Genomic DNA, 24,518 nt, shown 5'->3' with positions numbered 1-24,518 from the left:
GCCAGTCGATTTTCGATATTGATCAAAGATCAACACACGCATTTGCCCTTGCCAAATGCCACCGTTAAGATTAATGAAAGAATATGGAGAGCGGACAGTTTAGGGAAGGTTACCATTTTTCGAAGCTCGTTAAAGTCATTCCACGCACATATTGCATGTGCAGGATATGAGCCGCTGGAAATCCATTTATATCCTCAAAACGGGCAGCTCAGTGACACGGTTTATCTGCTGCCGTCGGTAACAGATCTGGAAGCTGTTACCGTTCAGGGATACCGCCTCACAAAATCATATAATGAAATCGCGCCGGCAATATCCCTTAAGGATAAAGCGCTGGATCGGTCCAGAGGTGGCAGCCTGGCTACAATCCTGACGGCCATACCGGGGCTAAATATATTACAGACAGGCGCTACGATCGGGAAACCCGTCGTGGACGGGCTCTATGGCAACCGGGTACTGGTCATTAATAACGGCGTAAAGTTAGAAGGGCAGGCCTGGGGCGTAGAGCATGCTCCGGAGATAGACCCTTCTATTGCTTCTTCCATTACCGTTATTAAAGGGGCAGATGCGGTCCGTTATGGAGCCGAAGCATTAGGAGGCGTTATCCTGTTAGATCCGCCGGCATTGCCTTTCGGAGATCCGGCCTTGCATGGGGAAGTAAATGTGAATGGTGTTGCCAATGGAAGAGGCGGGTCAGGCTCCCTGTGGGTGGGCAGCAGTTTTAAGCAGATCCCGCAACTGGCCTGGCGGCTGCAAGGCTCTTATAAGCGGCTGGGTAATTTTAAAGCGCCCGATTATTATCTGGAGAACACGGGCCTGGAGGAAAAGAATTTTTCTGCCGCATTGGGTTATAAGATAAAAAGGGGAGAAGGGGAGGTGTTTTTTAGCCAATACCAGACTGCACTCGGGATTTTTATCGGATCGGATATCGGCAGTGCTGCAGATTTATATACTCGGATACATGCAACGGGGCCTTTCGATCCGGGGATGTTCAGTTATGATTATAAGGCACCCTATCAAAGGGTCACACACCAGCTTCTGAAAACCAACCTGGCGTATGATTTAAATGATGGCAGTCATCTGGAAATCAAATATAACCTGCAAAAAGACTTCCGCAAAGAGTTTGATAAAAGAAGATCTACACGGGCGACGATCCCCATTACAGATTTGGTGCTGACGACAAATACACTGGAAGGAAGCTGGCAGAAGGTCTATAATGGTAAATGGCATACAACCGCAGGGATTCATCTAAGGGCGCAGAGCAACTATAATGACACGGTTACGCTGTCTAATCCGGTTATCCCTAATTATAGCGCGAACTCGATAGGTATCTATGGCATCGGGCGGCTGATGCTAAATGACAGATTTCAGCTGGAAGCAGGCCTGCGTGGTGACTACCAGTCCTTTAATGCTGCAGGCAGGCGGTATCTGTACCTGTATTATGATGACAATGGAAATGTGGTGCCCAATAAAGATGTGCCCTACTATGACGGTAAACTGACGTTGAGAGGAGGGTATCATGACTATGGAGGGGACCGCACCTTTCAGAACATCTCTTTTATAACCGGCGCCCTGTGGAAAATAAATGAACGATGGCAATTGCGATCGAACCTGGGACTGGCCTGGCGCAGCCCGAATGCCGAGGAGTTGTATAGCTATGGTTTACACCAGAGTGTAAGCGCCATTGAATACGGTGACAGTACATTAGAAAGTGAGCATGGCTATAAATGGATCACCACGGTTGAAAAAAACGGCCATCATTTTTCACTGAACGCCAACGTATACTTTCAGTATATCCAGCATTACATTTACCTGAACCCGGCGGGTACTTTTGAACAGACTGTAACCGGTGCCTATCCTGTTTTCAGCTATTTACAGACCAACGCTTTTTTAAAGGGACTGGACCTGCAGGCGGCCTACCGGTTCGGTCATGGCGGGAAAATGTTTGAATATCAGTTAAAGGCTGCTATTGTCCGGGCCTATGACTTGTCTGAAGACCGCTTCCTGCCCTTTATACCTGCAGACCGGTTTACCAATAGCCTGCAATGGAATTTACCTGCCGTCGGGCACTGGATAGATAACTATCTGCAGGGTAGCTATCAGTATGTCGCCAGACAAAACAGATATGAGCCGGAAAGTGATTTTCTAAAGCCGCCTGACGCGTATGGCTTATTTGGCATCACGGCAGGTACAAAATGGCTGATCGGTACAGGGGACAAATCTCTCGCGCTGGACATTTCCGTGCAAAACCTGTTGAATACCTCCTACCGGGATTATATGAACCGTTTTCGGTACTACGCCGATGATATCGGGCGGAATGTACAGCTGCATGCCACTTTCCGTTTTTAACCGCTCCTTTTTTACTTAAAATCTATATAAAATGAAAATCAAGATGAAAACGTCTCTTACCGTGGCAGCTGGCCTTTTATCAGGTGCATTGTTATTTAGCGCCTGCTCAAAGACGCCACCCACCACCGGGCAAAAGGTGGCCCCTCAGGAATTTATCTCATCCACCCAAATGATCATTACGCCGGGACATGCCACCGGCAGTGGGATCAACACCGTATTTACGGCTGACGGCGATCCTGTGACCTTATATGTGGACGGGGCAACCGGACAGTATTACACGATCAAAGGGAACGATACCGTAAAGGCAGAAACTCCCACCGTGGTGATGCATGCAGATCATCAATACAGGTTCCAGATTGCGTTCAGGGGTGAGGATGGTTCTTCCAGTAACGGCGAATATACGGAGGAGGGTGATCCGGAAGGAGGTGCCAGCATTCATCAGTTCTTCTTTGTACCGGTCGCATCGGGTTCTGTTAAACCGACTGGTCAGGTCAATGATGACGGTGACCCGCTGCTGGGCTATGTTAACCTCAATGGGCTGGCCGATCATGGCGGCCTTCATTATGAATATGCTGACAAAAGTGCGGATGGAACATCGAATCTACGCATTGGCCTAAACGGCTATTTCAGTGTTGTGGAGCCGGGACAAACCTTTGATCTGGTCGTGGACCTGAGGCATGGTATTAAAGATAAACTGGCACAGCAGTATCCCTGGTATGACGATAGCTTCTCCAAAGCCAGCAACGATATTAACGCACCGTATGGCGCGACCGACTTCGCGACTTTATTTCATTTGCGCGTGCAAACGGTTGAATAGATGATTTAGCAGTGAAGATTCAAAAGCATAAAATCTGTTTCATCAGATTTTATGCTTTTTTTTTGGTGCACCGCTAATGCAGCTATTGTATAGTCTATTTGGGAAGATGTTCTTCTTTTATGTTTCAGTTGCCTTTTATTAATTATTGACAATGAATTTATTGAAAACATTAATTAAAAAAAGTTTTTTGAAGGATAAGAACCTAAAGCTTTTTCTGCTTATATTTTATTTTCAGTATGATTGCTTTTTATATATGCGCGCAAATTTACACATAATCATGGTTTAAGAATAAACGCCTCCTGTCGTCTCAGAGACAATGAGATCCGCTAAATGAGCGGAACGAACTGACGCAGGAACAAAGGCCATAGGATGATCAGACTTGAAAAATGGAAGAAGGAAAACGGCCGGCAAATAGTCCGTCAACTTTAACCATAAAACCTTAAATTTGTAATCCCCCGTTTCTTTACGCTAAAAATTGAATCATATGAAAATTGATAATATACAGGACAAGATCATTGAAGAATTCGAGCAGTTCTCTGATAAGAAGCATCGTTTTCCCTACTTCAGAAAACTGATTCAGGTCGGCAATGATCTTGATCCTATTCCTAACGATGAATTGGATAAGGAGCATGAGGTGAAAGCCTCTAAAAGTAATATCTGGATTAAGGCCAGTTTGATGGAGGATAAGGTCTATTTTACTGCCGATAGTGACAATCCCATTAGCAAGGGATTGGTCGGTCTGTTACTGCGGGTCTTTTCGGGAAACAGCCCCAGGGATATTATTAATACCCATCTGTACTTTTTAAGTGAAATCAATATGTATGAAAGGCTGAATGAAGATTGGTTAAATGACCTGCAGGCCATTATTCAGAAGATTAAACTGTTGACGGCAAAGCTACAGGTACTTGAAATCAGAAGAGATAACCTGGCAAGCGCGGTATAAAAATATCACTATTACAAAATGAAACATATCGCGGTGGCTCATGGCGGTCTTCGAAAAAAACTCAATTTCAGTTAAGTGCTTTTATCTCCTGAAACGGTAATATTTTGCCAACGGATGTTTTTTCTTTTTTAGAAAAGCAGCGACCATCTCCATACCAATAACAGAAAAGGTGATACCATTGCCGCCAAAGCCCAATACAAAATAAGTTGAAGGGAAGTTGGGGTGCGCACCTATATAGGGCAGCCCGTCTTTGGTCTCTCCAAAAGTGCCGGCCCAGGTAAAGTCAGTTCTATAGTCAAGCGCCGGTAATATTTTGTTCAGCTGTTTTTCCAGTTTTAACTGCTTTAGCCCAAGTAGTGAATCACGTTCGGCTGTATCTTTAAACGGTTCGTCTTCTCCGCCGATCAGCAACCTGTTATCGTCTGTGAGGCGCATATAGATGTAGGGAGAAGCCGTGTTCCAGACCAGCAGGTCCTTAAAGTAGTTTTGATGTTCCTGAAATCTTTCGCCCACAATGGCATAAGTGGATAGTAAGTTGACAAACTTGTCTTTAATGATTTCCGTACTTTCATATCCGTTACAGTAAATGATGGTTTTGGCCCGGATGATATTGCCATATCCGGTAATGGCTTTCGGTTTATTCGGATGGTAAATGACTTTGCTGATAGCTGTTTTGTCGTAAACAGGCATGCCCTTTTTATGATTATGGGCCAGGATGTCGTGCGTGAGGCGGAATGCGTCAATACTGCCTCCCTGTTTGGACAGTATCCCTCCGTGCGTATGCTGTATGTGATAGCTGTCCTGAATGTCCCCGGCACTCAGCCACTCGACGGGAAAGCCATATTTCTTTCTTGTCTCAAATTCCTTTTTTAACCAGGCGTTGTCTTTCTTGAAAGCCGAGAAATACAGGGAATCTTTCTTTGTAAACCCACTGTCGGATCTGACCTCCCTGGCTATTTGGCCAAGTTGGTCAATGGCATGATAACAGGCCTGGTAGGAGCTGACGGCACCTTCCTGTCCGATTTTGTCAATGAGTTGATAAAGAGGGACGTCAATTTCGTATTGCAGCATTGAAGTGGTAGCGGAGGTGCTGCCGCTGGCAATTTCTCTTTTATCAACCACCATTGTCTGATAGCCCTCCTGCATGCACTGGTGGGCAATGAGGCTTCCGGTAATGCCACCGCCTATGATCAAGACTTCCGTCTCCATATCTTCCCGCAGGGAAGGGTAGGTGTGTAGCAGGCCATTTTTTACCAACCAGAACGGCTCGCTGGATTTGAGCTTCATGTCATCCGATTAAAATATGTATGAGGCCGGAATGGCTTGGTGACAGTCATCACTACCTGTACAACTGTCAAAGCTTCCTTTCTGCAATATACTTCATTTAACCGAAAAGCCTTGTAGGGGTTTCCGGATCCTCCGCCTGTTAATCCGGAAACCTTGACCTGTGTATACGCTAAATGATTACTGAACTTACCGGTAGGCCAACTGCGGGTTACAGGGCCATGTCGTTTTATACCGGATGCCATACCGGCCTTGCGGCGGATCGTTTAGTCTCGTCCCCGTTTTCCGGGCGTAGGCTTATTTGCTCCACCTGAATTTTACGCCCAGTCCAAACCAGCGCGTAGGCATCGGAACGGCGCCGGCCTCCGTGTATTTCGCGTCAAACAGATTATTGACTTCCATATAGATCAGTGCTCTTTTGAACTGGTAGTTGGCGCGCAGATCAGCTACATCGTATGCCTCGGCGAGTTCACGTTTCAGCAACCGGTTTTCCAGCTGGAAGGACAGGTGATTGATAGAATAATTGATGCCTGTGGTGAATTGATGTTTCAGTGATTCTAAGGTATACTTGGATTGGATTTCTGTTGTCCGGTCGATAATGGGATGCAGATAATTATAGGTGACGTGATAGCTGAAAGACTGCTTGCTGCCCAGGCTAAAGTCTTGCTGAATCCTGCCGTAGACACCCTGAATTTTGTTTTTGCCAAAATTAATGGGAGAATACGGTTCTGAGGCGTCTGCTCTTACCCAGTCAATAAAATCGCTGATGATGCGGTAAAAATATCCGGCCTGAATTTTCAGGTGCTGCTTATTGTACTGAATATTACCTTCATAGTTCCAGGCGCTCTCCGCCTGTATGGATTCGTTGCCTATATTGCCCGGCAGCTGGTTCAGATACAGATCGGTGAAAGAAGGGATTCTTTCACCCGAGCCGATGCTGGCGGAAATTTTCCAGTGCGCATCAAGCAGATAGGCGAGGTCGATACCCGGGTAGACCTGCCATCCGTAATCGGTATTATAATTGGCATAAGCGCCCACTGTTCCTTGTAATTTTTCGCCGATACCTGTTCGCAGCTCTGCGTAGGCACCGTGATTATCTCTTGAATGTTTGCCTATATTTGAACTGCTGATCTTTTCTAATCTGGATTCCCAGCCGAGGCCGATAACACCAATCCCTGTATTCAAACTGCTGTTTAGCTCAAGCATCAGAGCATTCGTATAATGTAAAGAACGTGCCTTGCTCAGATCATCTTTAAAGTATCTGTAATCGTCCTCTCCATAACGGTCGCTGATTCTTGGCGATAGCATGAAATTACCGAAGCGGTGTCTGGAGGATACACTAAAAACGGAAGATTCAACAATCTCCGCAGAGTTTATATCACCGGGAGCTGCATAAAATCCGTTGGCGCCATAATGGCTTCTGGCGTATCCTGCCATCGCCTGAATGGTATTATTGGTATCGATGTTATAATTTCCATTATAAAAAAGGCGGGTCGATTTTGATGCGGAATTATAACGCTGCCCGTTGTAATCGCTGTGTGAAGCGGACAGTAGATTATTGAACGCCCCGGAACCAAAGGTGCCGGTGAGTTCGGCGGCGCCCCCTTTGTATATACCGTCCCCGTCCCCTTGTTCTTTATTTTTAAAGGAACTCCCGGCCTGGATGTCGACAGTAAGTGAGGGATGATCCTCTGTTTTAGTGACGATATTAATGGCGCCTGTCAGTGCGTTGATGCCGTAAATTCTGGCAGCGGCGCCTCTGAGTATTTCAATGTGATCAATGGCACTTAACGGAACCGGAATGTTCATCATGTTATGTGCTGACTGCGCATCAATTAATTTTACGCCGTTTAAAAGTACAAGTGTTTGTTCAGAAGTGCCGCCGTCGATGGAGATATCTGCCTGTGCACCGAAGGGGCCGCGTTGGCGGATATCGACACCACTTATGTAGGACAATACTTCATTGATGGACCTTACAGGGAGTTGCTCGATTTGAGCCTGGGTAATGATTTGGATGTCACGTGTTGCCTGACTAAAAGGCGTCTGAATGCGGTTCCCCTGGATGATAACATCATCTAATTCGTTGCTGTTTGTTTCTTTTTTTTGTGCAAATGTAGGGAGGGTAGCTAAGGCGCCTATAACGATGAGTAACTTTTTCATAAACGATGCTTTATTCAGCTGTGCTGAATGTAGATACAATGATTAAAGTTTGAATTAATAGCTCTGGATAAAATCGGAGCAAATGTAATGCGTAGAGGCGATATAATCCGTATTCCTTCCCACTTAAATACGTGGCAGGCGGATATTTTTTTTTCATATGGATCCTACTTCGTTGTTGTTTAATGAAATAGAAGATGATTTATTTTTTATTTTTATTTCCATTTGAGCAGCAAGAATCGGGGACGGTAAAAGGTAGGCTCTTCTTTCAGTGTTTTTATAAACGCCAACGAATTGACGTTATAGCTGATAAGTAACGTTCCCGAAGGAGAAATACTTGGGTGTGCCTTCGCGTTATAGACTAACAACTTGTTGGTAGCGTCGGGTTCCTCACAGTGCCAGAGCGTATCGGTGGGGCCAAACGGGCCGTAAGGTGTAGGTGCCAGTTTCATACCTATGTAAGGCTGGATGCCATCCAGCTGAAATATTAATGCGTACTGTCCATCCGGCGTACGTGTCACACTGAGCTCATTGGAGACGTGTGCTGTGACATCTATAGACCGGTGCATGTCTGTTGACCAGCCGGCATCTGAATAGTATTGCCATTTTTCAGGAGCTGTCAATTCCTTTTCTGTCGTACGGGCGATGACCAGGCCTTTATGGCTGCCGCGAACGCCATAGATATAAATATAGGGTGTATGATCAGAAGGGTTGTTGATAGTATCCTTATAGATTCCTGCGCCAAAATTTCCTTTTGCAAGCATAGGGATTTCAATGCGGCGCAGTATCTCAAAATGACTGTCTGTAAGCAGCAGTTCATTGGCGATGTCTTTAAATCCGAATGGCTCCGGACTATAATTGATCATTTTATAGGCAAAAATAGCGAGTGCTGCTTTTTGATGGCCTGCATTTTTGTTGTTGTCGCTAAGTGCGATACCGTCACCTAACCAGTAATAGATAGAGTCGTCTTTGGGTTTACCGGGCTGAGCACTTTGCCCCGCCGGAATAAATACAGATGCTGGTTTTCCGTCCTCGGATTCCGGCCAGTGAAAATGTAAAGCGTCTGGCTTTGGTGTTGTTCCATTTAAAACCGCGACTGCATTATGGATCATGGTCCAGCCGTTTTCAGAGGGCTGATTGTTAATCAGCGTATCAATTACGGAATCACTGAACAGGAACAGAATATTGTCTTTCTCAGGATTGATGTATGGGTTATTGAAGTCTTTTGGAAGTCTGATGGAATAGATGCCGTCACCGCCGGTCCATCCTGTCTGTCGTGTAAATAGCTGGGTCCACTGGGGGGAAGGTGCTACCTGATATCGTGAGGTGATACGCTTTTGTTGTGACCGGGCATGCGGGGCGCAGAAAAAAGACAGAGCTATCGCGGATAACAGAAGCAGGCTTCTTTGTGATACGTATTGACACTTTAGTACGATTGCTTTCATTGATGTAGCCATTATAAAATAAATGAGGATTATATAATTGAAGGTAACGATAATAAGTGGTATTGCTGTTGTCCATGGTGCATGCGTATCTGGCCTGGCTGAATCAAATGCAGAATGCCGCTGTCTGCAACGAAAGTAACCTTGAAATGGCGGATAATAGATAGTGATTTATCTGGCTTCTTCCCGTTCCCATTTGTTGACCAACAGTTTTTCAAGTTGCGTGATTTCTTTTTGATACATGGTTTTTTTCCGGGTCCCGAAGTAAAGCGTGTTCTCCAGGGGAGTGCGTCCTTCCCATATCATTTTAATTTTCCCGGATGCCAGGGCTTCTGAACAGAGAAAGTCCGGGACAACTGAGTAGCCGTCACCGTCACTCAGGCAGCGGATAATGGAGCTGATGTTCGGGACAATATAGTTTGGGCTGAAATCCGGATGCACGCCGAAATGTTTTAGCCAGAAATTTTTCAGATGATCCATATCGGCAGTGGTGCTGTACCAAAGTTGTTGCTTCAATATGTCGGCCGCCTCCATTGTTTTACCGGCTGTTAATAATGCGGCCACTGCCGACGTATCCGTCTGGCTTCCTGCGATTAAAACGATTCTTTCTTTTGAAAATGGCTGATAGTCCAGGTTCTGCTGATTGCCTTTCTGTGGGGTGATGATCAGATCTAAAAGGCCATTATCCAGATCATGCTGCATTTTCGGATATTCCCCGAAAGAAATAATCAGGTTAAAGGGAAGGCTGGCGATATGTTCTTCCAAAGTATATTGAAATGTTTCAAAACACATACCCACGCTGATGGTCGCACGCTGGTCCTGTGCCCGTTTGTGAAAATGTTGTTCGGCGTCCTCCATTTTTTTCAACGGATCCAAAATAAAGTTATACAGGATCTTTCCCTTTTCTGTCGGCACCATCTTTCGTGCCGAACGGTCAAAGAGTTTATGGCCGGTAAACGCCTCCAGTGAATTCAGGTGTAAACTGACGCCTGGCTGAGAAATGAATAATTCGTGGGCGGCTGCTGATAATGTGCCGGTTTCGTATATGGCCTTAAAAGTGCGGAGCCATTCTAAATTCCATCGCATGGTATATTATTTTTATAATACAAAGATACGAGTTATATTATTTGTATTTTTTGGATAAACCGTTCCGGTTTCACAGTGGAGAGCGAGGGCATAGCAACCCGTGTGCAGTCCGTGTGATGAATTATGATGACTTTAAAATATATATAAATGCATATATCTGTGGATATATTATATTTTATTTTACTCGAATGATGAACCGCGAAAGAGGAAGCACTTCACCGGTCGGCTTCGTTTGATTATTATTATTATGATATATAGTTATTATTTAAGTTATTTTACTGATATATTTAAATGATAGAACTTTGCCGTATCGATAATAAAAATGATGGAAATGAAAAAAGTATTTATAGTCAACGGCGGTCAGACTTTCGCCCATTCAGGCGGATTGTTCAATAGTACGCTGACCCGGTGGACCCAGGACGCTTTACTGGAAAATGGATTTGAAGTCAGGGTGACCCATACCGACGATGCGTTCGATCCCCAGGCGGAGGTAGAGAATTTTAAATGGGCGGATGTTATTATTTATAATACCCCCATCTGGTGGTTTCAGGTGCCCAACCGGCTTAAAAAATATATAGACGAAGTTTTTACCGCGGGGCATCAAAATGGAATCTATGCCAGTGACGGGAGGAGCCGTAAAAATCCAGCCGTGCATTACGGAACCGGGGGGCTTATGCAGGGGAAAAAATACGTGGTCAATAGTTCCTGGAACGCGCCTGCAACGGCTTTCACCTTGCCTGGTGAATTTTTTGACCAGCGGTCGGTGGACGACGGCGTGCTTTTTGGTTTTCATAAAATGAATCAGTTCGCGGGGCTTGAAAGGATGAGTGGGTTTCACTTTCACGACATGGAAAAAAATGTAACACCAAAGCGGATAGAAGACTACCGACAGCAGTATCTGAATCATTTATATGAGAACTTTATGATGGAAAAGCAATTGTCATGAAAATTTTTTAAGCGGGTGATGTAATTTTGTCTGCATCCGGATATAATTGATGGTCTGCAGATCGGACCGCATGGATATTGTATATAACATTAAGGAGGCTACCGGCTAAGCCGGGGTGTGTTTATTAAGTTTAAATTTTAAAACGGGAGATATGGAATTTAGAAAATTAGGCGATTCAGATTTAAAGTTATCAGCCATCACCTACGGCGCCTTCGCCATTGGTGGCAATATGTGGGGAGGGACGGAGCGAAAAGATTCAGTGGCATCCGTAAAAGCATCCATTGACCACGGCGTTACGACGATAGATACAGCGCCATTCTACGGGTTTGGACTGAGCGAGGAAATGATTGGTGAAGCGATTCAGGGCTATGACAGGAGTAAGATCCAGCTACTGACCAAATTCGGTCTCGTATGGGACGGAAGCAATAATGGTGAGGGAGACTTTTTCTTTAACGCTGATAAAGGGGATACAACAGTGCCTGTCTATAAATACGCTTCAAAAGCGAATGTGTTTAAAGAAGTGGAGGAAAGCCTGAAGCGCCTGAAGACGGATTACATCGATCTGTTACAGATTCACTGGCCGGACAGCACCACGCCCATATCGGAAACGATGGAGGCGCTGGATATATTATTGCAACAAGGGAAGATCCGCGCCGCAGGTGTCAGTAATTATAGTGCGGCGCAGGTGGCAGAGGCAAGACGGACAACACCAATCGTAAGTGACCAGGTGAGCTATAGTATGCTGAACCGGGATATTGAAAATGAATTGGTGCCCTATGCACTTAAGAACAATCTGGGCATTATTGCTTACAGCCCGATGGAGCGGGGCCTATTGACGGGTAAGTATTTTAACGAAGGGAAATTGAAGGAAACGGATCACCGCAATGGCTATTTCCAGCGCTTCGATCTGCAAAAGGTCAAGGCCTTCCTTGATACCATTCAGCCCCTGGCTGAAAGTAAAGGCGCTACGCTGTCGCAGTTGGTACTGAGGTGGACCTCCTTACAGACAGGCATCACTATTGTTTTGGCCGGCGCCAGAAATGCGGAGCAGGCGATCGCTAATGCCAGGGCCGTGGATATCTGCCTGACGGAGGAAGATCTTTCTTTTATTCAAACAGCGTTGTCAAAGATCTAAGCACAGTAAGGCTTGATGTCCTGACTGTTCTCAGGTCCGCCTCACTTAATCAGAATTTATAAAGTTTGCCCGTATTCGGGCGCCGTATGGTGTGTTTTGTAGGGTTATCCGTATTTTTGAGCATGCAAATTGAAAGCCTACATCATATCGCCATTATTTGTTCTGATTACGAAAGATCAAAGTTTTTTTATACCGAGATCCTGGGATTTAGGATTGAAAATGAAGTATTCAGGGCGGACAGATCTTCTTACAAGCTCGATCTGTCGCTGAACGGGCAATATCTGATTGAACTTTTTTCTTTTCCAGATCCGCCCGGACGTGTTTCCAGGCCGGAAGCCACCGGACTCAGGCATATTGCGTTTGGTGTGAAGGATATTCAAAAGGAGGTGGACTTTTTGAAGTCGAAGGATATTGTGGTAGAAGCCATTCGGGTGGACAGGCATACGAACAGGAAATTCACTTTTTTTAATGATCCGGACAACTTGCCTATTGAATTGTATGAGATCTGAAGTTTCTCCTTTGATGCTTCAGAATGTAAGGGCTGACAGATAGGTTGGACCCGCTACTTAGTTACAGCTGTCCGGATAGAAGTTTTGGTAGGGGATGTCTATAATTATAATACTTGTGTATGCAGTCAATTAGCCATTTGGTTATTGATAAAGAGGTAAAAGACTCATTTAAAGTCGACAGGCTGTTAAATGCGCGACAGACGGACGAATGTCCGGTAAGTGTGGTCTATAACCGGATCTTTATTCTTGAGGGTGCCAAAGGAGCTGTGCGGCTTGATCAGTCAACCTATGCGTTATCGGGCAATGAAGTCTTTTTGATCGCGAAGGGACAGATATTTTCTTTCCTGCCGGGTACAGTCCTGACGGGACAGGAAATACTGTTTGGTGACTGTTTTTGGGACCGGGCGCCCGAAAGCGCTTCCAATTGTAAGGCAGTGTTATTTAATCGTATATTGCCCAATCCCATATTTCCCCTAACCGGATCAGATGCAACAGATCTGTTCGCTATCTCCGATATGTTGCTTCAGGAATATGACAAAGAGGATTATCCCAATAAACTCGATGCCATGGCCGCCTATTTAAAGATCATAATGATCAAACTGGCCAATATTCAGTCTTCCTCTACTAAGGAAATGAATGATTTTGATCAGGAGATCTATCAAAGTTTTCTCACATTGGTCAGTGAGAAAGCAGGCAGCACCCGGGAAGTAGCGGATTTTGCCCGGGAACTTTCCGTTTCTGCCCGGAAGTTATCAGAGGTGTGCCGCAGTAAAAGCGGCAGCGGTGCGAAAGAAATTATTAATAAAGCGCTTATTGCTGAGGCAAAACGTTCCCTCCAGTTTACGGTAAAGCCGGTTAAAGAGATTGCATATCGTCTTCACTTTGCCACCCCCGAACAATTCAGCCATTTTTTTAAGAAATACACGGGCGCATCACCGGCTGACTTTCGTCAACTCTTTGTAAATATTGGCAGGTAAGTTGTCGTTTCTGACATGGATGTTGCTGCCGGTCTGTTTTAGTTTTGCGGTAACATTTAAACTTTAATAGTATGTCAGTAAAAAGATTAAAATCGGTGGCGGGAATTATGATTCCAGATAGTAAAATTGCGATTGAAGCAACAGAATTGCTGCTGGAGCATGGGACGGAGTTTATCTATAACCATTCGCTCAGGGTATTTGTGTTTTCTGCCCTGAACGGCAAAAGGCTAAAGGCAAACTATGATGCGGAGTTGCTGTATGTCAGTTCCGTATTTCATGATCTGGGCCTCACGCCGCATTACAGCAGCCCTGATCTTAGATTTGAGGTGGATGGCGCAAATGCCGCCAGAGACTTCCTGAAAAGTCACGGACTGCCTAAAGAACAACTGCAACTTGTCTGGGATACGATTGCGCTTCATACAACGATTGGCGTTGCGGAGCATAAAGAACCGGAAGTTGCATTAATGTATGCGGGCGTCGGACTGGATGTGATGGGAGAGGGATATGAACACCTGAGTGAATAGGATCGCAACGAGATTGTCGGCGCCTTTCCCAGAACCGGGTTCAAGAAGCAGATCATACCTACATTTTTTCATGGCTTCGAACATAAGACAGACACGACTTTCGGCAACATAAAAGCAGATGTCTGTGCCTTTATGCTCCCGGATTTTAAACGGAAGAATTTTTGTGATTGTATTTTAAATACGCCGTGGAGTGAGTAATGTTTTTGATTCAGGGCACACCTGGTTGAGTGTCTCAGGAAGGGCATAAACTTGTTCTCTATATAAGGCGGGGGTATAGCCTTGAGCCACACAGATTTGTAATTAATGACGAAGATGCATATCTTTATTTTGAGTGTATGGTTCGTGGAAAAGCTGGGAGGGACTGCTTGCATGTTTATGGAAGCGGGCGTCCAGTGCTGGTAGTTCAGTTGGTGACTGTCAAAACTTAATTTAAATATATCAGTTCATGAGACTTCGTTTTTCAGTGTTGCTGCTGTTGGCAATCGCCTATACAGATCACGGCTTTTCACAGACTAAAGTCGTGATGAAAACGCCTTTTACAGATGCTGCCACCAGAGCAGTCGTGCCTTTTCCGGAATATCCCCGTCCGCAGTTAGAGAGAGAACATTGGATGAATCTTAACGGGAAATGGGACTATATAGGCGGCAAAAAGGCACCGGATGCGCTGCATGCAGTTACTGCACCCTCCTTTGTTAATCCGGAAAAGATAACCGTACCCTATCCGCCTGAATCTTACCTGTCGGGTATACAGAGAAATCAGGAAATAAATATGTGGTACAGGCGCACATTTCGTTTGCCGGAATCTTATAAAGGCAAAAGAATGCTGCTGAATTTCGGCGCTTCTGATTACCAGACGGTGGTATTTGTCAATAATAAGAAGGCGGGGACACATACCGGCGGTTATGATGCTTTTTCTTTCGACATTACGCCATTTTTAACGGACGGCACGAATACAATTGTGGTGGGGGTACAGGATAAAAATGACGGGAGGTCTGTATCCGGTAAAAACGGCCCCAGGGGAGATTATACTTTTACATCGGGGATCTGGCAGACCGTATGGCTGGAACCGGTTTCCGAAAATTATATCCAGGATATTCGCCTGACGCCTGATGTAGCTCATGGCAAAGTCTATGTCAGGGTTAATTCCGATAACGAAGCCGCTGTTGAAGCCATCGCTTTGGCAGGTGGAAAAGTCGTCGCCCGTGTGGAAGGTCAAACTAACACGAAATTCAGTATTGATATTAAAGATCCCAGCCTATGGTCTCCTGAGCATCCCTTTTTATATGACCTGAAAGTACGGCTCAAAGACCGAAGTGGTCAGACAGCGGATGAAGTGAGTAGCTACTTTGGTATGCGTTCCATTAGACTTGGAACGGTAAACGGGATAAAGAGACCTTTATTAAATGGGAAATTTGTCTTGCAATTGGGTTTGCTGGATCAGGGGTATTGGCCGGACGGTATTTATACGGCACCTTCTGATGAAGCGTTGAAGTTTGACATTCAGGAGAGTAAAAAAGCCGGGTTTAATCTGATCCGTAAGCATATGAAAACCGAACCACAAAGATGGTATTATTGGTGCGATAAAATGGGACTAATGGTATGGCAGGATATGCCCTGTATCTGGTACCAGGATGAGGATACGGCCGTAGTTCGTTCCGAGTTCAGAAAGGAGTGGAAAGAAATCATCGACGAACATTATAATGCACCCTCTGTTGTTACCTGGGTCCCCTTCAATGAAAACTGGGGCGCTTTTGACGTGAAAGAAATTACGGCCTGGACGAAACAATATGACCCTTCCCGGCTTGTCAATGGTAACTCCGGCTTCAATAACAATCCTTCCTATCAGAAAGCCTACGGAGATCCGGGCAATGGAGATTATGTCGACACGCATATTTATGTCGGTCCGTATGGTGCCTCTGTGCCGGATGCCGACCGGGCCGCGTCGCTGGGCGAATTTGGTGGCGTCGGACTTTTTGTACGAGGTCATCTTTATCCGGTTGAAAACAATGCTTATGATATGATGGCCACAAAGGAAGACCTGACTAACAGATATATACTGCTATTGAACCAGGTGGAGCAATTGGTGCTGTATAAAGGGCTAAGTGTCGCTATCTACACCCAGACGACGGATGTCGAGCATGAGATAAACGGAATTCTGACCTATGACAGGATGGTGGAGAAAATGGATTTAGGCAAAGTAAAAGAAATTAATGAAGCGGTGATCCATTCAAGTAGAAAGCTAAACGATTAGTTAGATTAAAGGGGTATTGCAAATCATTATTGCCCGCTAAAAAAAGTGCGATCTGATTGGATTACAGATGAGAAAACTATATGTCAATGAACATAAAAGAGGCTGCTTAAAGATCAAAAGCAGCCTCTTTTGCAGTGAAATTAGTCGCCTGTCAATTTTCCTGGAATTGACATTATCTTGAGTAAAGTAATGTTCCGAAACCGAATTGATCATACCCCCCGCTGTTGGGGCCATAATCACCACCGCCGCCTTCTGGCCTGACGCTTTTGGCACCTAAAGTTGTCCATGTTGCTTTTAAGCCCTTAAGGTTGACATAGTGGTTATAAACAAGCTCCCACATGGGCCTGACCGTCCCCCGTCCGTTCGAGCTTATTACTGGGTTGGAAACACCTTCGCAATTTGTGTAGGCTGTATATGGTACTTCTAAGCTGGCCACATTGTATTTTGCCACATATTCGCATGCTTTGAGGAATCTATTATTATCAAGCCCATAGAGATCGTCGCCTTGGTTCCACGCCTGCTGGCAGATCGTTCCAAATAGGGCGACATCTAATGTACAGTGACCTTGGTCGCGACCACTTTCTTGCCATTGAGCCAAGGAATCACCATAGACATAGTTGATTGCATTGTTAATGTTGCCTGTGCCGATTCCATTTTGTAAATAATAGATGGCATGATTGTATAGTTCTCTTTTGTCCGTTAATACACCAATGGCCATTTCGGACGCAAGGGCGCAGAAGTCCCAATTGGCCCAATAGTGTGAGCTGCAGGTGCCCCAGTGAGTAGATAAAAAAGCATGATTGTTTGCATAGAAAACATTCAACATGAATTGTTTAAACGCTTCAAAATCTTCCTGTTTCCAACCTGAATAATCTCTCAGTATTTCTCCGGCATTCGCAAACTGATAACCGTATATTCCCCCAGCAAGTGCAGTATTACTATCTCCAGATATGGCTTTACATTTGGCAGCCCACGCATTTAGAATCTTAATTGCGGCCTCTGCGTATGAATCATCGCCGGTTATCTTCCAGCGTACTGCCAATTGAAATGCCGCTGCAACATCGTTAAAAGCTCGTGAGTAATTATCAGGTTTGGGTTGCTCTCTAGAGCTCCCGCCTCTTATCAAGGTGTCTACAGGGTTAGGGGTATAGTTTGTCTGAGCATGTGTGTTGGTAATTAGTTTGTTCCAACCTTCAATCCACGGGGATGCGCTTGCGTTTACTTTGGTCTTAATTCTATCAAAATCTTTCTGACTTAGCAATAATCCAGGGTGTTTAAATGGAGTATTAGTTGGTAAAGTATCGATTTTGGAGACTGTTGGAGCCGTGTTTGTGGAGTCCGGATTAGTTGTAGGATCGCCATTTTTTTGATTGACACCTTTTGAACACGCAGTCATCATAGTTAAGCTAACTGACGCTATTATTATTAGTGAATATTTTTTCATCTCTTCTAAAATTTAGATTTAGAAAGGATTGGGAGAAAAAGGGCCCAATCCTTTCGTTAGATTATTGCTTGATAAAAGATTTTAGATCATCTACATTTTTAAAGGACCTGATCCATTGAACACCGTATCCGGTAGCTGGGTCATCCTGTGGAATATCAGCTATTTTGAATTGGAAGGTTTTTAAGTCAATTTGTTCATTTGTATGCATGGTAGTCCCAAATGTCTGCGTGGATAGATCCCAGTAATAAACATCACTGCCTTCTAAGTCAGTTTTGTATTTATTGCTTCCATTACCCACCGAGCCAAGGTTTGTATCAAAAGTGATATTGCAGGTCGCTGGCTTATTGAATTTAATGGCAATTATTGGATAGTCTCCTGTTTGCACTGTTACATTGCCATTGCTGCCATTAATTGTCTGGGCTAAGTCTGCTCTTTTTTTACCCGTAGATTGGGTAAAGGTCACGTTCAGGGCTCCGTCTCCAACACTCCAGGTTCCGCCCTGTTGAGGAGTCCAACCTTCATTATCGCCGTCAATGTCAAATTCATATTGTAATTGTCCCACAGGTAGCGGATTACTTTCAATTTGCCCGTAAAACTCAATTTCTGCTATGTCACAGTTACCAGTGGACGCGTAATAGTACACGTATCTATAAGAGGAAAACGAATTGATATTTACACTGGTATAATCACCTTCTTTTGGTGCGTCCGCTATCTTATATAAGGTTACAGCGTCATTCAGGGTGGGATCATTTGCTCCTCTGATTTCGCCGCCTACCATTCTGGAAGCATATGTGGCACGTGGTGCGAAGCGGACCATTGTAATGTGGGCACCTTTACCTTTGCCAAAGTCATAGCCAACATAGCCGGAGGCTGTTGCAGCATCGACATATGTTGAGAGGTTACTATCGACCGCAGCTTTGATCGTCGTAGCAGGGTTATTGCTCCATGATCCTTCATGGCCAATGAGTCTTCCTGCCAGTTTTATATCACCGATGAAGAAATCTGGACCCGGAACGTTAAATGTACCATATATCAGGACGAGTTTACCGGAGGGGGCGTCAGGTACTTTAAATTTAATTTGATTGTCGGATATGCTTTGAATTTCTGCTTGTGTAGAACCGATCATTAATTTGACAGCACCGGGATCTGTGCCTAAATGGCTTCCTGTAATGGTAACGATATCTCCGGCGTTTGCTCTTGTTGTACTGATAGTACTAAAAGTAGGAGCAGGTACCACCGTGAAGTTGCCAATTGAATCATTTTGATTCGTCCATATTTGTAGACTTACTTTTCCGGTAGCTGCTCCAGACGGAACTTTTACAACGATCTGGTTGTCCTGGCAGCTGATAATGCTATCTGCCTGGACGCCGCCGAACCAGACCTTTACTGCTCCGGCAAGTGTGTCAAACCCTTTGCCATTGATTGTTACATAAGAGCCAGGGTAGCCTATTTCAGGACTTATTCCTGATGGCGTTTGTGGAGGATAATTAAATTTCCGGAATTGTGGCCCCTTTTGACAAGAGCATATTATTGTTACTATCAGTATAGATAACAATAGAAAGGGATTATAAATTATATTTTTCATAATGCATTGGTTTTCTGTTGATTAAATTACGTTAATAGCCAGGGTTTTGTAACAGCTTATCATTTAATGTAATCTGGCTGGTTGGTATCGGATATAGGTAGTTTCGTTGTGTAACCGTATGGTTAGCTTTACTGTCTACAACAACGCAGTTCAGCTCGCCTTCTGGTGTTTCAACTGCTTCTTCTCCCCATACATATGAACTGGCAACGTAATTGGATGTCGCGTTGCCACTCGCGTCTCTGAAATCTGTTGCATAACTTTTACCTCCTACAACTCTACCCAGTCTTGAAGGATTGAGTGATTGTTCAAGAATTCCCCAACGTTTTAAATCATCGAAGCGTTTACCCTCTCTATACAATTCCACGGTACGCTCCCTTCTGATTTCTTCTTTCATATCAAGTCCGTTATCGTTCGCTAATTTGTTGGTTAAGTGCGCTACTTGGGCGCGGTCTCGTAATTTATTGATCGATTCGTCCAGTTGCGCGTCTGTAATGGATCCATTTAACTCATACAGAGATTCGGCATACATGAGATATACTTCTGCCAGCCGTATAATTGGCCAGTTGGCGGATTCTGTATTATCAGTTCTTCGTGTACCATAGCCATAGACGGCATATTTACTATTAGCATAACCGCTGAATCCGAGGCTTCCGTATGTCAGATCTACTGTTGTGGGAGGCGTGCCGGTCCCGAATAAATAATTAACTAATCTCAAATCACGATTTTTAAACTCGTCAGCTGCACTATGATATCCTTCAAATTCAGGAGATTTTGAAGGTGGTAATCCGTCTTTACATACCGCCATATCGACAAATTTTCTGCTAGGGTATAACTGCCAGGCTGTCCAGGTAATGTTTTTATTGGATTGCCTATATGTGTAATCGTAGATGTGATATAGAATAAATTCATTATTCGTCGTTTTGTCATAGCCCCCCGGATTACTGCCAGCATCCTCCAGGTTAAAGAGGTACCAACTACTGGCATTGCCCATACTTGGATCTGAATTTTTATTCCACAGTGAATAACCCCCATTATCCATAATATCTTTGCACTTTTGAACGGCATCCGCTAAGTACTTGTTGATGTTTGAAGCATCATACCCCGCAGATCCGGCACCGGTAGTTGTCCCGTCGCCATCTAATGCCTTACCCACATATTTTTCCCATGTAGCTTCATATAATTCAACCTCCGCCTTGATCGCTTCAGCAGCCCATTTGCTGATTCTGCCTTTATCTGCCGCAGGGATATTCTGCTCTATTGGAAGCCTTGCTATTGCCTGATCCAAGTCAGATAGTATTTGTTTCACAACCTCATATCGACTGTTTCTGGGTGCATATAATTCAGGTGAATTAACGTCTAAAACCGTTGTATCAATGGGAACGCCTCCAAAGGTTTTAAGCAATCCGTAATAAGAGAATGCCCTGAAAAAGTAGGCTTCTCCAACGTACTGGCTGATATCTCCAGTTCCTGTATAGCTGTCCGCTTTTGACAATAGAATATTGCAGCTGCGTATGCCGGCATAACTCCAGTTGGTACTTCCGAGCGCAATCGTTCCGTGACCGAGGTCATAGCCATTGCTATTAGCATTAGCAGATAAATCGGAGTTATTGTCCATGCTTCCAAAGTCCCAACCTGGCAATTGTCCATATAATCCTGCGGTATATGCCTTAAAGTCGCTGGGTTGTTTAAAGTATACAGCATCTGTAAATTGCGCATTGGGGTTAAGGTCAATAAAATCTTTTTGACAGGCCCCTAGTGTTAACAATGCAAATCCTGCTATTATTATTGATATTTTTTTCATTTCTTCTAATTTTAAAAATTGTTAGGCAATCAGCCTTAATAGAATCGTATCTATATCGTTTAGAATCCGATGTTGACACCGAATGACCATGTTCTTGCAAAGGGGTAGCCACTGTTAATGGATGCTTCACCCATTTCAGGATCAAAACCATCTTTTATACTAACCAATTCCCATAAGTCATTGCCCGAGAAATAGAATCTCACTTTCTGCAGATGGGCTCTTTCTGTTAGGCTCTTTGGGAGCGTATATCCGACAATCAATGATTTTAATCTGATATACATGTTGTTTTGCAACATGAAATCATTATTTGCATAATTCCATTTTGCTCTTGTTGGATTAACTGTCAGGCGTGGAAATTCCGCGCCGGGGTCTGTTTCTGTCCAGGTGTGATCCAGAAATGCCGGATTTTGGTTAGTATATAAAGCATAGAAAGGATAAGCCATATAACCATTTCTCATTATATTTTGTTTGAGTTGTCCCTGGAAGAAAGCCTGAATATCAAATCCTTTATATGAGCCTCCCATGTTAATACCAAAGGTGTAGTGCGGCGTTCCATCTCCCACGTAAATCAAAGAACTCTTTTCGTTTCCCTGCGAGGTTATATTGCCTGTTCCTGCCACATCTACCTTTTTGGTGTCTCCCGGACGCAATGCGACAGCTGCGTTATTTTGTGGCAAGGCAGCTAGATCATCACTCGTGCCGTATTTCTTGTAAAATGCGTCGACATCTGCCTGGTCTTTAAAGTAACCGTTAGTTTTATATACGAACCATGGTTGATAAGGGTAACCGTTTACTATGCCATTTTTGCCAGCACCATAGCTGTCGGCGCCTTCTACACCCGTGACCATCGTATTGGTATTACTCATATTAACGCTAATATTATAGCTGTAGTTTTTTCCAAAATCTTTCCAGGTGAGAATAGCTTCCCAGCCCTTGGTGCTGAAATGGCCACTATTTGTTTTTGGGGCATTCCCTCCTAATACTGCAGGATAATTTACACTGGTTAACATGCCAATGTTATCCTTTTGGAAATAATCGAAGGTGGCAGAAAGCTTCCGGTTTAAAAATTCCAGATCGATACCGATATCTTTTTGTTTGACTCTTTCCCAGGTCCTGGTGTAGCTTACCAATCCGTTGTTGCTTAAACTGGTGGAAGTTTGTTGAGAGGCAGGGTTGCCTAAAACGGTCGTTCCAACCGAAACCGTTGATAAATAGTCAAACGCCCCTAATCCTGAAGCTTCATTACCAGATACGCCATAACTTGCTCTGATCTTACCGAAGTTTATGATGTCTTTAATGTTCCCCAGGAAGTCTTCCTGAGTGAACACCCATCCGGCAGATAAGCCACCGAAGTTTTTGAACTTGTAGCCCTTCGCAAATCTTGAGTTTCCATCTCTTCTACCTAATAGTTCAATCAGATATTTTTCAGCATAATTGTAATTGATTCTTGCTAAGTAGGAATACCTTCCGTTTTGTGATTTGGAACCGTCATTTGTTTGAGTGGTTGTTTCGGCAAGGCTAATATCTTGCACCCCTAAATCTTTAAAACCTACTCTATTGGCAGACACCCATTGAGTGTTTGATTTTTCGGCATTGAGACCGCCAACAAAGGAAATATGATGTTTTTCGCTAATCGTTTTGTTATAATGCACTAACGCAGAGTAATATTGATAATAGCTGGTATAAGCATATGTATAGTATCCATTGTCTGTTCCGCTTGTATTAAGTGCAATCCCAGTTGGATTGCCATACCAATTATATAATTGGACGGGTACAATCCATTTTTCTTCTGTAAATCTTTCGTTCTGCAGAGACGCAAGGCCTTCTAATGATAGATCTTTTGTAATATCATAAGTAGCCTTTAGATCTATTCGACCGGTCAACGAATTTTTATTATCTCTACCTCCGTCTGAGGTAACGGCCGCGGCATTTCTAATTGCGCCTCCATCAATTCCGTTAAATGTTGCAAACCATTCACCATATGGATTTTTAGCTGGGTAAAAAGGCATGTCAAACGCGTATAACGTGTTGTCTAAACCTACAGATGGCGTACTGGTGTTGGCATTAATTAAACTGATATTAGATGATAGCTTTAATCGATCAGTCAACTTATAATCATAGCTGAATCTGGCATTATACTGCTTTTGTCCGTCATATGCTGTAGCAAGATTGCCTCTGTTGTTTGCATAGCCAAAGGATAATCTGTAATCACTTTTATCGCTACTGCCCGAAATGCTTAAATTATGTTGATAAGAATACCTTCTGGCAAACATTTCATCTATTCTGTTTGCATTGTATATAAAGAAATCAGTGTTAAAGAGGTCATATGCGCCCTCCACACCCTGTTGCATTTTTAGAAGATTCTCCTTATTGCTCCAAACCCACCAATTTGGAGTAGTTTCTTCTTTATTAGCTTCAAGCCAAACGGTGGCATATTGTTCCAGAGAAGGGGAATATCCTGTTATTCCGTTAGTATTAAATCTAAAGTTTCCATTATAATCTATTTTTGTTTTTCCTTTTCCTTTTTTTGTCGTCACTAGGATAACTCCATTGGCGGCTCTGGAACCATATATGGCGGCAGATCCATCTTTTAAAATGGAAATGCTTTCGATATCATCAGGATTCAGATTCTGGAACGAGTAATAGTTTACCACTGGAACGCCATCAACGATTATTAAAGGGCTGCTTCCATTTACGGAGGTAGCACCTCTTATTACGAAGTTTAGGCCTTCATTGCCCGGGCGGGGGGAGGATCTTGTAACGACTAAACCTGGCGTTTCTCCTTGTAGTGCCAGTCCGACATTGGTAACGGCCCGATCCTCAAATGTTTTTGAGGTGATTTGCTCGACGGCACCGGTAAGCGTTGCCTTTTTTTGTGTGCCATAACCCACGACAACGACATCATTGAGGATGTCGTTCTTATTGGACAATGCGACAAGTAGCACATCTGAGTTTGTTATTTTAACTTCCCTCGGCTGGTAAGCTACGTTGCTGAACATCAGCGTGCTGTTTTCTGATGCATTTAAAGAGAACTGCCCATTTTGGTCTGTTATAGTACCGTTTTTTGAGCCTTTAATCATAACAGTGACATTGGGAAGTGGGTCTCTGGTTGACGAGTCTATCACTTTACCTGTTATTAATCTGGATTGAGCCCACAATGAAAAAGGGCAAACAGTTAATAACAAAATGATTAAAAGGTTTATTGGAGATCTTCCTTTCTGAAATCGTTTTATTGTTTTCATAATAGATTGGTTTGTTAGTTTCTGAATCG

At 44.0% G+C, this 24,518-nt stretch carries 17 protein-coding genes; 9 read left to right on the top strand and 8 right to left on the bottom strand.

What is annotated here, in order from left to right; genetic code table 11:
* Positions 1-18 precede the first annotated feature (18 nt).
* From K9M52_RS03205 to K9M52_RS03195, 3 genes are all read left to right on the top strand, one after another.
* Positions 19-2,346 (top strand): TonB-dependent receptor, encoded by a 2,328-nt coding sequence (locus K9M52_RS03205; protein ID WP_224070627.1) that lies wholly within the window; start codon positions 19-21, stop codon positions 2,344-2,346.
* A gap of 31 nt (positions 2,347-2,377) precedes the next feature.
* Positions 2,378-3,163, top strand: a complete 786-nt coding sequence (locus K9M52_RS03200; RefSeq protein WP_224070626.1) for a hypothetical protein — start codon at positions 2,378-2,380, stop codon at positions 3,161-3,163.
* Positions 3,164-3,647: 484 nt separating this feature from the next.
* A complete protein-coding gene (locus K9M52_RS03195) occupies positions 3,648-4,106 on the top strand; it encodes a SufE family protein (protein WP_224070625.1) in 459 nt (152 codons plus the stop codon).
* 81 nt (positions 4,107-4,187) lie between these two features.
* Here K9M52_RS03195 and K9M52_RS03190 read toward each other — a convergent pair whose 3' ends face one another.
* From K9M52_RS03190 to K9M52_RS03175, 4 genes are all read right to left on the bottom strand, one after another.
* Positions 4,188-5,393: an NAD(P)/FAD-dependent oxidoreductase gene (locus K9M52_RS03190; RefSeq protein ID WP_224070624.1), complete on the bottom strand. Its 1,206-nt coding sequence runs from the start codon at positions 5,391-5,393 to the stop codon at positions 4,188-4,190.
* A 294-nt stretch (positions 5,394-5,687) separates the two neighbouring features.
* Positions 5,688-7,550, bottom strand: a complete 1,863-nt coding sequence (locus K9M52_RS03185; protein WP_224070623.1) for a TonB-dependent receptor plug domain-containing protein — start codon at positions 7,548-7,550, stop codon at positions 5,688-5,690.
* Between the two features lie 212 nt (positions 7,551-7,762).
* Positions 7,763-8,992 (bottom strand): hypothetical protein, encoded by a 1,230-nt coding sequence (locus K9M52_RS03180; protein WP_224070622.1) that lies wholly within the window; start codon positions 8,990-8,992, stop codon positions 7,763-7,765.
* 168 nt (positions 8,993-9,160) lie between these two features.
* Positions 9,161-10,075 (bottom strand): LysR family transcriptional regulator, encoded by a 915-nt coding sequence (locus K9M52_RS03175; RefSeq protein ID WP_224070621.1) that lies wholly within the window; start codon positions 10,073-10,075, stop codon positions 9,161-9,163.
* Positions 10,076-10,406: 331 nt separating this feature from the next.
* Between K9M52_RS03175 and K9M52_RS03170 the strand changes: the two genes are divergently transcribed.
* The 6 genes from K9M52_RS03170 to K9M52_RS03145 all read left to right on the top strand — a co-directional run bounded on the left by K9M52_RS03170 (position 10,407) and on the right by K9M52_RS03145 (position 16,417).
* Positions 10,407-11,021 (top strand): NAD(P)H-dependent oxidoreductase, encoded by a 615-nt coding sequence (locus K9M52_RS03170; RefSeq protein WP_224070620.1) that lies wholly within the window; start codon positions 10,407-10,409, stop codon positions 11,019-11,021.
* 151 nt (positions 11,022-11,172) lie between these two features.
* Positions 11,173-12,156 (top strand): aldo/keto reductase, encoded by a 984-nt coding sequence (locus tag K9M52_RS03165; RefSeq protein WP_224070619.1) that lies wholly within the window; start codon positions 11,173-11,175, stop codon positions 12,154-12,156.
* Positions 12,157-12,278: 122 nt separating this feature from the next.
* Positions 12,279-12,665, top strand: coding sequence for an SMU1112c/YaeR family gloxylase I-like metalloprotein (gene gloA2, locus K9M52_RS03160; RefSeq protein ID WP_224070618.1), 387 nt, complete (start codon positions 12,279-12,281; stop codon positions 12,663-12,665).
* A gap of 119 nt (positions 12,666-12,784) precedes the next feature.
* The gene (locus K9M52_RS03155; RefSeq protein WP_224070617.1) at positions 12,785-13,642 is read left to right on the top strand and encodes a helix-turn-helix transcriptional regulator; all 858 of its coding nucleotides are present in this window, start codon (positions 12,785-12,787) and stop codon (positions 13,640-13,642) included.
* Positions 13,643-13,713: 71 nt separating this feature from the next.
* A complete protein-coding gene (locus K9M52_RS03150; RefSeq protein WP_224070616.1) occupies positions 13,714-14,166 on the top strand; it encodes an HD domain-containing protein in 453 nt (150 codons plus the stop codon).
* 445 nt (positions 14,167-14,611) lie between these two features.
* Positions 14,612-16,417 carry a glycoside hydrolase family 2 protein gene (locus tag K9M52_RS03145; protein ID WP_224070615.1) on the top strand — a complete coding sequence of 602 codons (1,806 nt, stop codon included), beginning with the start codon at positions 14,612-14,614 and terminating at the stop codon, positions 16,415-16,417.
* 172 nt (positions 16,418-16,589) lie between these two features.
* Here the strand turns inward: K9M52_RS03145 and K9M52_RS03140 are convergent, their stop codons facing one another.
* The 4 genes from K9M52_RS03140 to K9M52_RS03125 form a co-directional block, all read right to left on the bottom strand.
* On the bottom strand, positions 16,590-17,861 hold the full coding sequence (locus tag K9M52_RS03140; RefSeq protein ID WP_224070614.1) for an alginate lyase family protein: 1,272 nt from the start codon (positions 17,859-17,861) through the stop codon (positions 16,590-16,592).
* Between the two features lie 61 nt (positions 17,862-17,922).
* Positions 17,923-19,446, bottom strand: coding sequence for a DUF4979 domain-containing protein (locus K9M52_RS03135; RefSeq protein ID WP_224070613.1), 1,524 nt, complete (start codon positions 19,444-19,446; stop codon positions 17,923-17,925).
* 31 nt (positions 19,447-19,477) lie between these two features.
* Positions 19,478-21,247: a RagB/SusD family nutrient uptake outer membrane protein gene (locus K9M52_RS03130; RefSeq protein WP_224070612.1), complete on the bottom strand. Its 1,770-nt coding sequence runs from the start codon at positions 21,245-21,247 to the stop codon at positions 19,478-19,480.
* 59 nt (positions 21,248-21,306) lie between these two features.
* On the bottom strand, positions 21,307-24,489 hold the full coding sequence (locus tag K9M52_RS03125; RefSeq protein WP_224070611.1) for a SusC/RagA family TonB-linked outer membrane protein: 3,183 nt from the start codon (positions 24,487-24,489) through the stop codon (positions 21,307-21,309).
* Positions 24,490-24,518: the final 29 nt, after the last annotated feature.

It is taken from the genome of Arachidicoccus terrestris, from assembly GCF_020042345.1.
In the GTDB taxonomy this organism is placed as follows: Bacteria; Bacteroidota; Bacteroidia; order Chitinophagales; family Chitinophagaceae; genus Arachidicoccus; species Arachidicoccus terrestris.
The sequence above is the reverse complement of the archived record's forward strand: the minus strand, read 5'-3'. Positions and strand labels throughout refer to the sequence as shown.